General features: G+C 74.5%; 9 protein-coding genes. 7 read left to right on the top strand and 2 right to left on the bottom strand.

The window, feature by feature from the left end; translation table 11 throughout:
- Nucleotides 1–77: 77 nt before the first annotated feature.
- On the top strand, nucleotides 78–965 hold the full coding sequence (locus WMF33_RS31005) for a LolA family protein (protein ID WP_437332000.1): 888 nt from the start codon (nucleotides 78–80) through the stop codon (nucleotides 963–965).
- A gap of 161 nt (nucleotides 966–1126) precedes the next feature.
- Nucleotides 1127–2623 carry a protein kinase domain-containing protein gene (locus WMF33_RS31000; RefSeq protein ID WP_437331999.1) on the top strand — a complete coding sequence of 499 codons (1497 nt, stop codon included), beginning with the start codon at nucleotides 1127–1129 and terminating at the stop codon, nucleotides 2621–2623.
- Between the two features lie 84 nt (nucleotides 2624–2707).
- Here the strand turns inward: WMF33_RS31000 and WMF33_RS30995 are convergent, their stop codons facing one another.
- Nucleotides 2708–3511, bottom strand: coding sequence for a glycerophosphodiester phosphodiesterase (locus WMF33_RS30995; RefSeq protein ID WP_437331998.1), 804 nt, complete (start codon nucleotides 3509–3511; stop codon nucleotides 2708–2710).
- Complete coding sequence (locus WMF33_RS30990) at nucleotides 3508–4512, bottom strand: hypothetical protein (protein WP_437331997.1); 1005 nt, start codon at nucleotides 4510–4512, stop codon at nucleotides 3508–3510. Before WMF33_RS30990 ends, WMF33_RS30995 begins: the two co-directional genes overlap by 4 nt.
- Nucleotides 4513–4591: 79 nt before the next feature.
- Here WMF33_RS30990 and WMF33_RS30985 point away from each other — a divergent pair, with 79 nt between their 5' ends.
- The 5 genes from WMF33_RS30985 to WMF33_RS30965 all read left to right on the top strand — a co-directional run bounded on the left by WMF33_RS30985 (nucleotide 4592) and on the right by WMF33_RS30965 (nucleotide 12477).
- On the top strand, nucleotides 4592–5461 hold the full coding sequence (locus tag WMF33_RS30985; protein WP_437331996.1) for a hypothetical protein: 870 nt from the start codon (nucleotides 4592–4594) through the stop codon (nucleotides 5459–5461).
- A gap of 78 nt (nucleotides 5462–5539) precedes the next feature.
- Nucleotides 5540–6511, top strand: a complete 972-nt coding sequence (locus WMF33_RS30980) for a DNA-processing protein DprA (protein ID WP_437331995.1) — start codon at nucleotides 5540–5542, stop codon at nucleotides 6509–6511.
- A 131-nt stretch (nucleotides 6512–6642) separates the two neighbouring features.
- Nucleotides 6643–9240 carry a type I DNA topoisomerase gene (topA, locus tag WMF33_RS30975; RefSeq protein ID WP_437331994.1) on the top strand — a complete coding sequence of 866 codons (2598 nt, stop codon included), beginning with the start codon at nucleotides 6643–6645 and terminating at the stop codon, nucleotides 9238–9240.
- Between the two features lie 36 nt (nucleotides 9241–9276).
- On the top strand, nucleotides 9277–10719 hold the full coding sequence (trmFO, locus tag WMF33_RS30970) for a methylenetetrahydrofolate--tRNA-(uracil(54)-C(5))-methyltransferase (FADH(2)-oxidizing) TrmFO (protein WP_061627239.1): 1443 nt from the start codon (nucleotides 9277–9279) through the stop codon (nucleotides 10717–10719).
- Between the two features lie 273 nt (nucleotides 10720–10992).
- Nucleotides 10993–12477, top strand: coding sequence for a DUF2330 domain-containing protein (locus tag WMF33_RS30965; RefSeq protein ID WP_437331993.1), 1485 nt, complete (start codon nucleotides 10993–10995; stop codon nucleotides 12475–12477).
- Nucleotides 12478–12482: the final 5 nt, after the last annotated feature.

Here is a 12482-nt window from a genome sequence, read left to right as displayed (position 1 = left end):
CGCGCGGCGCCCCTCTTCCGCTCCCTCGCCGCTTCCGCGGTTGACGGGCTCCGCGATCCTTGTCAGCGTCCGCGCCCATGCGCCATCGCGCGATCGCTTGGGCCGCGACCCTCGCCGTGCTCGTGACCGGCTGTGCCGCCGTGGATCCGCCGCCATCCCGGTTCCCGACCGCCGACGCGGCGCTCGCCCGGATGAAGGACACGTATGCCTGCGTGAACGGCGTCCAGGGCACCGCCAAGATCGACCACTTCTCGCGTCAGGGGAGGATCCGCGGTGACGTGTACATCCTGGCGGTCAATCCCGATCGGGTCCGCTTCGATGTGGTGAGCCCCTTCGGCGCGACGCTCTACACGCTCACGTCGAATGGCACCCTGTTCCAGATGCTCGATGTCGGGGAGAAGCAGCTTTTGCATGGGCCCGCGAGCGCGTGCAACCTGGCGCGGCTCACCCAGGTGCCCATCCCCGGGCACGCGCTCGTCTCGCTCCTCCGCGGCGAGGCGCCCGTGCTCGCCCACGAGCCGCACGGCGCCTCGATCGCCTGGGACGGCGACGGCTTCTACCGAGTGCTGATCCAGAGCACCCGCGACGCGGTGGAGGAGATCCACCTCGAGCCGCGCCCGGACGACTGGCGCCTGCCGTGGAGCCAGCAGCGCTTGCGCGTCCGGCAGGTCCGGGTCGCGCAGCGGGGGATGGACCTCTATCACGCCGAGCTCAGCAATCACGGGGTCATCCGCACCGCGCCGCCGCGCGTCGACCCGGAGGGGATCGACGATCCGATCCCGCCGAGCGGCGGCGCCTGCGAGGCCGAGGTCCCCCGCTCGATCCGCATGCGGGTGCCCAACACGGAGGACGACGTCATCTTTCAATACAAGGAGGCGAAGTGGAATCCGCCTCTCCTCTCCGGGGCGTTCACCCAGCCGATCCCCGGCGGCGTCGTCCGCCGTTATGTCGACTGCCAGGACTGAGTCCGCGCGCTCAGGCGGTCCCTGAGGGAGCCACAAACCAACTGCGCACCTCGCGGGGGTGCCGGCCGCCGGCCTGCTGTGCTCGCCAGACGGCATGGACGCCGCTCGCTCGAACGTCTAGATCTGCCCAATTCACCTCGCCTCGGCGGGAGGAGTCGGCGATGGACGTCGAGCCGGGAACGATCGTCGGCGAAAAGTACCGCCTGGAGAAGCCGCTCTCGCGCGGGGGGATGGGCTCCGTGTGGGCGGCGCGGCACGTCCAGCTGGGCGCGCCGGTGGCGATCAAGTTCATGGACCCGGAGCACGCGGCCTCGCCCGAGTTCCGCGCGCGCTTCTACCGCGAGGCGCGCACCGCGGCGAACCTCGAGAGCCCGCACGTGGTGAGCGTGCAGGACTACGGGATCCAGGGGAGCGTCCCGTACCTCGTCATGGAGCTGCTCCGGGGCGAGGACCTCAGCCGCCGCCTGCGGCGGGTCCGCCGCATCCCCCTCGCGGACGCGGCGCGCATCGCCGTCCAGACCGGCAAGGCGCTGCGCCGCGCGCACGAGTCCGGGCTCGTCCACCGCGACCTCAAGCCTGGCAATCTGTTCCTCGCGCGCGTCGACGACGACGAGGAGATCGTCAAGGTCCTCGACTTCGGCATCGCCAAGCAGCTCGCGGGCAAGCTCCTCAGCGGCGAGACCACGAAGACCGGCGAGCTCCTGGGCTCGCCGTTCTACATGAGCCCGGAGCAGGCGCGCGGCGACAAGGACCTCGACGCGCGCAGCGATCTCTGGTCGCTCGGGGTCATCCTCTTCCGCGCGGTCACGGGCAAGCTCCCGTTCGAGGGCGACGTGCTCGGCGCGGTCCTGTCGCGGATCCTCGTGGAGCCGATCCCGCTCGCGACGCAGCTCGCGAGCGATCTGCCCGCCGAGCTCGATGGGTTCTTCCTGCGCGCGCTCTCGCGCGAGAGGTCCCAGCGGTTCCAGTCGGCGCAGGAGATGGTGCACGCCTTCGTGGCCGCCGCGGGCGACCTCGGCATCCCGCTGCCCGCGCCCTCCGTGCCGCGGCCCCCGCCCGCCGCGTCGCGCACGGGGACGCTGCTCGGGCTGTCGCCGGCCGGCGCCGCCGAGCTCTCGGGGCCGGGCGACGTCGGCGCGCTCTCGTGGTCCGAGGGGTCCGAGGATCAGGGCGCGGCCCCGCGGGAGGATGCGCTCACGCCGCTGCCCGATCCGTCCCAGCCCGGCACGCTCACGGCCGCTGCGGCCGGCGAGGTCCGCGACGCCCGCAGGCCGCGCGCGAGCGCGACGCGGCGCTGGCTGCTGGCGTGCGGCGCGCTCTTCGTGCTCAGCGGGACGGCCGCGCTCACGGCGCTGCGCCCCGTCGGCCAGGAGGGCGCCGGCGCCGTGGTCACGCCGGTCGAGCCCGCGCTTGTCGAGCCCGCGCCGGCGATCACGGCCCCGCCGGTGGAGGTCGCCCGCGCGTCGACGCCCGTGGCGGATCGCCTGCTCGTCCCCGAGAGCGCGCCGGCCGTGGACACGGCGCCGCCCTCGCCGGCGCCCTCGGGCACGGCGGCGCCAGCGGCGTCCGCGGCGCGGAAGGACCCGCCGGCGCGCTCGGCGCCGCGCCGGGCGCCGCACCGCGCGCGCGAGATCGTCGACCCCTGGCAGCGACGGTAGCCGCCGCCATCGCCCGAGGCGCCGCGCGCCCGCGGCCGGCCGCGCCCGAGGGCGCCGGTCGCGGACGCTCGGTGGCGTCGCCGGTCACGCGAGCGCTTCGCGGATGCGGCGCGGCACGTCGGTGATCAGCCCGTCGACGCCGAGCGCGGCGAGGTCCCGCGCTTCCCGCGGGTCGTTCACGGTCCACACGTTGATCACGCGCCCCTGCCGCTTCAGCAGCGCGATGCGCTCGGGCGACGCGATCGTCCGCTCGATGTGCGCGGCGAGCGCCCCGAGCGCCGGCGCGAGGCGCACGGCCGTGTCGTGGTAGCGGCTCCGGTGCACGAGGAGCGCGCGCGGGACGGCCGGCGCCATGACCCCGAAGGAGGCCAGCATGACCGGATCGAACGACGAGACGAGCACCGCGTGGCGAGGATCCCAGGCGCGCAAGAGGCGCGCGGTCGCGAGCACGACGGCGGCGCGGTCGGGCACGTCCCGCTTCATCTCGATGTTGACCGCGAGCCGCCGCCCGCGCGCGAACGCGAGCACCTCGGAGACGAGCGGCACCCGCTCGCCGCCGAGGTCGACCTGCCGCAGCTCGTCCCAGCGGAGCGCCGCGGCGGCGCGCGGGTCCGCGCCCTGCGTCACCCGCTCGAGGTCCGGGTCGTGCAGCGCCACGAGCTCGCCCGACCCGCACACCCGCACGTCGAGCTCGATCCCGTCGGCGCCCTGCGCGGCCGCCGCCTCGAAGGCGGCGAGGGTGTTCTCGGTGGGGGCGCCCTCGCCGCGCACGCCCCGGTGCCCGAAGAGGAGCGGCGCGCAAGGCCCGAGCGCGCCGGCCTCGCCCCGCGGCGCCGCCCGCCCCGCCGCGCGCGCGCTCCGGCGGAAGCGCTGCTCGGCCCAGGTCACCGCGCGGGCTCCTCGTTGAGCTCCTCCGCGATGGTGCGGGCCGCCTCGCGCGCGCGCTCGAGCGCGGAGAGCGGGAAGGACGCCGCGCCGACGGCCGGGTGCCCGCCCCCGTCGTAGCGGCGGCAGATCGGGGCGATGTCGCGGTCGCGCGCGACGCCGCACCAGGGGTTGTAGCCGACCGAGAGCTTGTAGTGCTGCTTGTGCCGGGAGAGCGTGACCGAGTACACGCAGTCCGGGTACATCGCGTACGTCATGAACTTGCCGACCGCCTCGAGCGGCGCGTCGGAGAGATCGACCAGCACGACGCGGCCGAGCTTCCGCGCGCCGCGCTCGATGCGCGCGACGAAGGTCTGCCGCGAGAGGGAGAGCGGCCGCCAGAGCTCCTGGATGTCGGGCGCGCGCGCCACCTCGCTCACGGGCCGCTCGACGAGCCGGGGCACGACGGAGGCGAGGAAGGGCCCGTCGCCGTGGTGCTCGACGACCGACGCGAGCTGCATGATCGGCTCCTCGCGGCTCACGGCGGCCTCGGCCGAGGGGAAGCGCGCGGTGTCGATGAGGTCGGCCCAGCGGATGAGCTCATCGACGCCGGACATCTCGACGCCGAAGCGATCGCGGCTGACGTCCGCGATGAGCTTCGTGCACGAGCCGTAGGCGGCGTCGTAGAAGACGTGCGGCGCGTCGCCCACGGCCGTCCCGCGCGACGCGCCGGCGAGCGCCGCGTCGCGCTCGTCGTCCGAGCCGAACCCGGTGATGTGGTGGTCGAAGTACCACGTCAGCTTCTTCGTCGGCGTGTACCGGAAGTCGAGGATCGCGTTCTCGTCGCCGTCGAGCCACGAGGGCGGGATCATCGTCATGCCCGGGCCGTACCCGCAGGAGCGGTAGCGGAGCGCGAGCGGCTCGCCGGGGCGGAGCGCCTGCATCAAGCGGGTGAACAGCGCCGCGCTCGCCATGCCGTCGAAGCAGTGGCCGTGCGTCGCGACGACGATGTCCCTGGGCTTCATCGGGCGAGGGGGTAGCACGCCTCACGGCCGGCCGCTCGCGGGCCGAGCGTCGCGCGGCGGTTCTGATAGGCTCCGCGCCGTGCGGCGTGCCCTCGTTCCCCTCGCACTGCATCCGTTCAGGCCGGCGCGCCGCTTCGCCGCCGCGCCGCTCGTCGCGCTGCTCGCCGCGTCGGGCTGCGGCGGCGCCTCCGCGCCCCGCGCCGAGGTCCTGCAGCCGAGCCCTCCGCCCGCGCCGGCCCCCGCGCCCACGCGCGAGGTGCGGAACCCGCCGCCGCCGAGCGATGCGCCCGAGCCGGACCCGGAGGCGGCGCGGCTGTTCCTGAGCCGCGTGGCGCAGCAGCGGCCCGCGGCGAGCGCGCCGGCGCCGCGCGTGACCGCGCTCGCGCTCGCCAACACCGCGCGCGGCGAGGCGAGGGGGATGACGCCGCTCGGCGACGTCGTGTCGCTCGCGATCGGGGAGGGGGAGAGCAGCGCGATCCCGGTGCGCGTGGCGCCGGGGGAGTGCGCGGTGTTCATCGCGCAGGGCGGGCTCGGCGTGATCGAGGTCGATCTCTTCGTCACGAAGGGCGCGCCGCCGTCGCACGAGATCGTCGGACAGGACGCGGACAGCGGGCCGATCGCGGTGATCGGCGGCCGGGGCGCGTGCTTCACCTCGCCCGGAGGCGCGCCGTTCGCCGGGAGCCTGCACGCGCAGGTGCGGCGCGGCGCGGGCGTCGTGCTCGTGCAGGGCTACCGCGGCCCGCGCCCGCCCGCTCCCCCCGGCGCCGGGCCGCCCGGCGCGACCCCGCCCGACACGGCGCCGCCGAGCGCCGCGCCGCCGAGCGCGCCGCCCTCCAGCGCCGCGCCGCCGAACGCCGCGCCGCCGAACGCCGCGCCGCCCTCCAGCGCCGCGCCGTCCTCCAGCGCCGCGCCGCCAGGCGCCGCGTCGCTCCGCGCCCCGCCCCGGTAGCGCCGCGGCGGCCCGGGCGCGCCGGGCGCGCTCCGCATTTTGCGCAACTCGGCCCGGGCGCCGGTCGACACGCCGCGTATGGCGTCGATCGAGATCCAGCCCGCAGATCCCTCCTACCCCGCGCCGCTCTGGGCCCTCGTGACCGAGACCGAGGCCGCGCCGCCGACGCTCTACCTGCGCGGCGCGCTCCCGTCGCGCCCCGGCATCGCGATCGTCGGCACGCGCGCCGCGAGCGACGACGCGCTCCGGTTCACCCGCGCGCTCGCCGCGTCGCTCGGCGAGGCGGGCTACTCGATCTGGTCGGGCGGCGCGCGCGGCGTCGACGCGGCCGCGCACGAGGGCGCGCTCGCGGCGCGCGCGCCGACCGTGGTCGTCAGCGGCGGCGGCCACGCGCGCCCCTACCCGCGGGAGCACGCGCCGCTCTTCGATCGCATCCTCGCCGCGGGCGGCGCGCTGCTCGCGCGCGTCCCCGACGACACGCCGCCGCTGCCGGGGCTGTTCCTCCAGCGCAACGCCGTGCTCGCCGCGCTCACCCTCGCGACCGTCGTGGTCGAGGCGGGCATCGAGAGCGGCGCCCGCTCCGCCGCCGCCGCGGCTCGCCGCCTCGGGCGCCACCTCTGCGTCGTCCCCCACGCCCCGTGGAGCCCGCGCGGCGTCGGCTGCGCGCTGGAGCTCGTCTCCGGCGCGCGCCCCGTGACGCGCGCGGCCGACGTGATCGACGTCCTCGGGGGGCCGGCGCCGCCGCCCCGCCGGCGGGCGCGGCGGTCGCCGCGCAACAGCCCGCCCGCCCCCGGCACCCTGCCGCTGCCGGACCCGGCCGTCGCCGCGCCGGCGAGCGCTCCGCCCGAGGAAACCGCGCAAATCCCGGCGATGAGCGCGGTCGAGCGCGCCGTTTTCGACGCCCTGGACGCCTGCCCGGCGCACGTGGACGAGGTCTGCGAGAGGACGGGGCTTCCGCCCAGGCGCGCCGTGGAGGCACTCTTGACGTTGACGCTCCAGGCCGTAGTAGTAGAGGGGCCCGCCGGGTTGTTTCGGCGGGCTCTTCGTTGAAGGGGCGCGCCGGCTCACCCTGCCCAGTGCGGTTCCGGGTGGCCGCCTCCTCGCGAGGGGGGCCTCCCTCGCACCGAAGGTCGCCCTTCAATCCTCTCACAAGCCCCGATCGCGTTGCTCAGAAGGTGGTGATGGCCAAGACGCTCGTCATCGTGGAGTCGCCGGCGAAGGCGAAGACCATCAAGAAGTATCTCGGCAACGGGTACGAGGTGTTCGCCTCGAAGGGCCACGTCAAGGATCTGCCCAAGAAGCAGAACGCCGTCGACGTGCAGAACGACTTCGCCGAGACCTACGAGGTCATCGAGGGCAAGGAGAAGGTCCTGGAGGAGCTCAAGTCCGCCGCGAAGAAGGCGGACGAGGTGCTCCTTGCGACCGACCCCGATCGCGAGGGAGAGGCGATCGCGTTCCACATCTCGGAGGAAATCAAGAACCCGAAGCTCAAGGTGGCGCGGGTGGAGTTCCACGAGATCACGAAGAAGGGGGTCGACCACGGCGTCCACAACCCCCGCAAGCTCGACGAGAACCTCTACGACGCCCAGCGGGCGCGGCGCGTGCTCGATCGCATCGTCGGCTACGACGTCTCGGCGCTCGTCTGGTCGAAGCTCGCGTTCGGCCTGTCGGCCGGGCGGGTGCAGTCGGTCGCGCTGCGGCTCATCGTCGACCGCGAGCGCGAGGTCGAGGCGTTCGTCCCGGAGGAGTACTGGAACATCGCGGTCGGCCTCACCGCGGCGAGCCCGCCGCAGCGCGCGCCGTTCGTCGCGAAGCTCGCCTCGGCCGACGGCAAGAAGCTCGAGGTGACGAACGGCGAGGTCGCCGCGAAGGTGCGCGCCGACCTCGAGACCGCCCGCTACCGGGTGGCGAAGGTCGTGCGGCGCGAGCAGAAGCGCAACCCGCCCGCGCCGTACACGACGTCGAAGCTCCAGCAGGACGCGACGAACTACCTGCACTTCGGCGCCAAGCGGACGATGCAGATCGCCCAGGCGCTCTACGAGGGCATCGACCTCAAGCGCGACGGCGGCCCGGTCGGCCTCATCACGTACATGCGTACCGACTCGACGCGCGTGAGCGACGACGCGGTCGCCGAGGTGCGCGGCGTGGTCGCGAAGCGGTACGGCAAGGAGTTCGTCCCCGAGCGCCCGAACGTCTTCAAGTCGAAGAAGAACGCGCAGGACGCGCACGAGGCGATCCGTCCGACGAGCGTCGAGATCCACCCGGACTCGATCAAGAAGCACCTCAAGGACGAGCAGTACAAGCTGTACAAGCTCATCTGGAACCGCTTCGTCGCCTCGCAGATGAACCCGGCGGTGTACGACCGCACGACGGTCGAGATCGACGTCGCGCCGACCGTGGCCGAGCCCGCGCACCGGAGCTACCTCGCGCGGGCGAGCGGGCGGATCCTGAAGTTCGCCGGCTGGCTGCAGGTCACGGAGGGCCAGCAGGAGTTCGCCGGCGAGGAGGAGAGCGCCGGCGCCGCGGCGGACGGCGGCGGCGGCGCGGCGGCGCCCGCCGAGGCGAGCGCCGGCGAGGCGGAGCGGGCGGCGCCGGGGCCGTCGGCCGAGGAGGACTCGGAGGCGCTCCTGCCCGACATGAAGGAGGGCGAGGCGCTCGCGGTGTCGCCGCCGGGCGTCGTCACCGACCAGAAGTTCACGCAGCCGCCGCCCCGCTACAACGAGGGCTCGCTGGTGCGCGAGCTGGAGAAGCGCGGCATCGGCCGCCCGTCGACGTACGCCGAGATCATCAGCAAGGTGCAGCAGCGCGCGTACGTGGAGAAGCGCGAGGGCGGCGCGTTCCAGCCGACGCTGCTCGGCAAGTTCGTGGTCGACGGCCTCGTCCGGTCGAACCTCGACATCATGGATCCGAACTTCACCGCGCAGATGGAGGAGGAGCTCGACGCGGTCGGCGCCGGCAACCTGAAGCGCGAGCAGCTGCTCAAGCGCTTCTACAAGAAGTTCCGGGAGCAGCTCGACAAGTCGAAGAAGCTCGCGCCGTGGAAGCCCGAGGCGGAGAAGACCGACATCGTCTGCGACGAGTGTGGGTCGATGATGCTCAAGAAGTGGGGCAAGAACGGCTGGTTCTTGAGCTGCGAGCGCTACCCGAAGTGCAAGGCCACCCGCGACCTGTCCGACGCGCGCGGGACCGCCGCCGTCCGCGAGACCGACATCTCGTGCGACAAGTGCGGGAAGCCGATGATCATCAAGACGGGGCGCTTCGGCGACTTCCTGTCGTGCACCGGGTACCCGGCCTGCAAGAACACGCGCCCGGTGCCGCTCGGCGTCGCGTGCCCGAACTGCGGCGGCGATCTCATCGAGATCCGGCCCCGCAAGAAGGGCGGGCGCACCTTCTACGGCTGCTCGAACTGGAACGCCGAGCAGAAGTGCGACTTCAAGCTCTGGCAGAAGCCGGTGCCGGTCCCGTGCCCGCAGTGCGGCGCGAAGTTCGTCACCCGCACCGCCGGCAAGAAGGCGATGCTCGTCTGCGCGACCAAGGACTGCGGGTTCAAGCAGGAGATCGTCGAGGGCGAGGGCGAGGAGGGCGCCGCGGACGGGTCCGCCTCCCTCGACGCCGCGGCGATCGTCGCGAGCGCCGCGGCGGCGCCGGCCGACCGGCCCGAGCCGCCGAAGCCCGCGCCGGCCGACCGGCCCGAGGCCGCGCCCAAGGGGGCCGGCGCGCCGAAGGGGGAAGCCGAAAAGCCCGCGCGGGCCGTGCGCGCGCGGCGCACGGCGAGCTAAGAAGGCCGCGAGACCTCCCACCCTGGTGAGCTGCACATGAACGGAGCGGAGAGCCCGCGCGACGAGGTCGTCGTCGTCGGAGGCGGCCTGGCCGGTTGCGAGGCGGCGTACCAGCTCGCCCAGCGCGGGCTGCGCGTGCGCCTCGTCGAGATGAAGCCGCACAAGCGCACGCCCGCGCAGACGAGCGATCGGCTGGCCGAGCTCGTGTGCTCGAACTCGCTGCGCGGCGCGGCGCTGAGCAACGCGGTCGGGCTGCTCAAGGAAGAGCTCCGTCGCGTGGGCTCGCTCGCCCTGCGGTGCGCCGACGAGACCTCGGTGCCCGCCGGCGGCGCGCTGGCGGTCGATCGCGAGCGCTTCGCCGAGGCGATGACGCGGGCGATCGAGGCCCATCCTCGCATCGCCGTGGAGCGGCGGGAGGTGACGGAGATCCCGGCCGAGCGCCCGGTGATCCTCGCGACCGGTCCGCTCACGTCCGACGCCCTCGCGGCGAGCCTCGCCGCGGCCGTGGGCGCCGAGCACCTCGCCTACTACGACGCGATCGCGCCGATCGTCAGCGCCGACTCGATCGACTGGTCGCGCGTGTGGAAGCAGTCGCGCTACGGCAAGGGCGGCGCGGTCCGGGGCGAGCGCGCCGCGCCGGCGGAGGGCGCCGCGCGGCCCGAGCCGACGGCGCCGCCGCCGGAGGACGCGGCCGAGCGCCGCGACGACGCCGAGGCCGGCGACGAGGCGTACGTGAACTGCCCCTTCGACGAGGCGCAGTACAAGGCGTTCGTCCGGGCCCTCGTCGCGTCGGAGAAGGTGGAGGCCCGCGACTTCGAGGAGGTGCGCTACTTCGAGGGGTGCCTGCCGTGCGAAGTGATGGCCGCGCGCGGGGAGCAGACGCTCGCGTTCGGGCCGATGAAGCCGGTCGGGCTCACCGATCCGCGCACCGGCAGGCGGCCGTACGCGGTGCTCCAGCTGCGCCCGGAGGACGAGGCGGCGACGGCGTACAACCTGGTCGGCTTCCAGACGCGCATGAAGTACGCCGAGCAGCTCCGGGTTTTCCGGATGGTGCCCGGCCTCGAGGAGGCCGAGTTCCTCCGCATGGGCTCCGTGCACCGGAACACCTTCGTGGACGCGCCGGCGCTCCTCGGCCCGGCGATGGAGCTGCGCGCGCTGCCGGGCGTGCACCTCGCCGGCCAGATCTCGGGCGTGGAGGGCTACGTGGAGAGCGCCGCGGCCGGGTTCGTGTGCGCGATCCTCCTCGCGCAGCGGCTGCGGAACGAGCCGCTCCGGCCGCCGCCGCCCACGACGGCGCTCGGCGGCATCCTCACGCACCTCGGGCGGAAGCAGCCGTCGTCGTATCAGCCGTCGAACATCACCTGGGCGCACATCGCGCCGCTCGATCCCGCGCACGGCAAGCTGCGCAAGCGCGCCCGCTACGAGGCGATGGCCGAGCGCGCCCTCCGCGACCTCGACGCGTGGTGGGCCGCGGGCTGACGGGCGGCCTCGGCGGGCCGTGCCCACGCGCGTCCTGGCGAGCGCTCTGGAAGGCTGTAAGTCGGGAAGAACATTGAGGTTTCTTCCTGGCGGTCCGGCTCCCTGCGAGCGCTGACGCGCGGCGCGGGGGCCGCGCGGCGCACGGGCCGCGCGCCAATCGTGCGCGGGCTGCCTGCCGCGCGCGGGCTTGGGTAGCCTGGAGGTGGTGCGCCGCGCGCCGACCGCGCGCTCCGGGAGCCCGCCCGCGCGGACCCGCGCCCATGGAGGTACCCGATGAAACTTCGCTTGCTCGCGCTCCTCGCGCTCGCCGTTCCTTCCGCGACGCTCCTCTCGCCGCGCGAGGCGCGCGCCTGCGGCGGGTGCTTCGCCCCGCCGACCGAGACCACGGTCGTCAACGCGCACCGGATGGTCCTCTCGGTATCGCCCGTCCAGTCGGTGCTCTGGGATCAGATCCAGTACTCCGGCGATCCGCGCGAGTTCGCCTGGGTGCTCCCGGTGAAGCCCGGCGCGACGATCGAGGTCGGCTCGGACGCCTGGTTCGAGACGCTCGACGCGGCCACGTCGGTCCGCATCACGGCGCCGAACTCCTTTTGCGCCGCGAGCGGGGGCGGCTGCGGCGCGCTGGGCTCGGCCGACTCGGAGAGCGGCGTGGCAGGGGGGTTCGGCAACGACCAGGTCACCGTCCTCCACCGCGGCACCGTCGGCCCCTACGAGACCGTGACGCTCACGACCGACACGCCCGGCGCGCTGAACACGTGGCTGGAGAGGAACGGCTTCGGCGTCGACGAATCGACGCAGCCGGTCATCGACGCCTACGTCGAGGAGCAATTCGACTTCATCGCCCTCAAGCTCCAGCCCGGCAAGGACGTGAAGGAGATGAAGCCGGTGCGGGTCGTCATGCCGGGGGCGAACGCCGCGCTGCCGCTCCGGATGGTGGCCGCCGGCACGGGCGCGAACGTCGCGATCACCCTCTTCACCATCAGCGAGGCGCGGCTCGCTCCGGAGGGGTTCGCGGCCGCGGCGGTCCCCGTCGACCTCCTCGCGTGGGACTTCGCCTCGCAGGACTCGAACTACGGCGAGCTCCGCGAGAAGGCGCTCGCGGCGCACGACGGCGGCCGCGCGTTCCTCACGCCCTACGCGCAGCAGGGCTCGCTGTTCTCGCCCGTGTCGAGCTCCGCGGCGCCGTTCGGCGTGCAGTACACGACGAGCGGCTCGACCACCCCGGTCGACACGATCGCCGCGGCGTTCGCCCAGCAGGGGCTCGCGAACGGCGAGACCCTGGACACCGACTGCGCCGTGCGCTTCGCCGAGATCGCGACGGAGAGCCGCGCCGTGGCGAGCCCGTGTCCCGCCGGCGTCCCGCTCTCCGACCCGAGCTGCGGCGAGGTCGCCGCGGGCCAGATCGACGCGCGCGAGCTCGCGTGCGGGCCGCTCGACGACCTCGCGGTCGCGATGATCGGCCTGCACCCGAGGGACGTGTGGCTCACGCGCCTCGAGGCGAACCTGCCGCGCGCGGCGCTCGACACGGACCTCGTCCTGAGCCCGGCGAAGCAGGAGCGGGTCGACAACTGGATGCGCGCCCGCCTGAGCGTCCACGCCGAGGTGCTCTGCGGCGCGGCGCTCCCGCTCGTCGACGGCGACCGCGCCTCGCGGACGCGGGGGCAGGGCACGCTCGTGGGCATGACGCTCGGCGCCCTCGCCCTCGCGGCGGCGATCGCCCGCCGCGGCGCGCGCCGCTTCGCCTCCCGCCCGGCCTGACGGAC

The organism is Sorangium sp. So ce394 (assembly GCF_051474665.1).
Lineage (GTDB): Bacteria > Myxococcota_A > Polyangia > Polyangiales > Polyangiaceae > Sorangium > Sorangium cellulosum_D.
The sequence above is the reverse complement of the archived record's forward strand: the minus strand, read 5'-3'. Positions and strand labels throughout refer to the sequence as shown.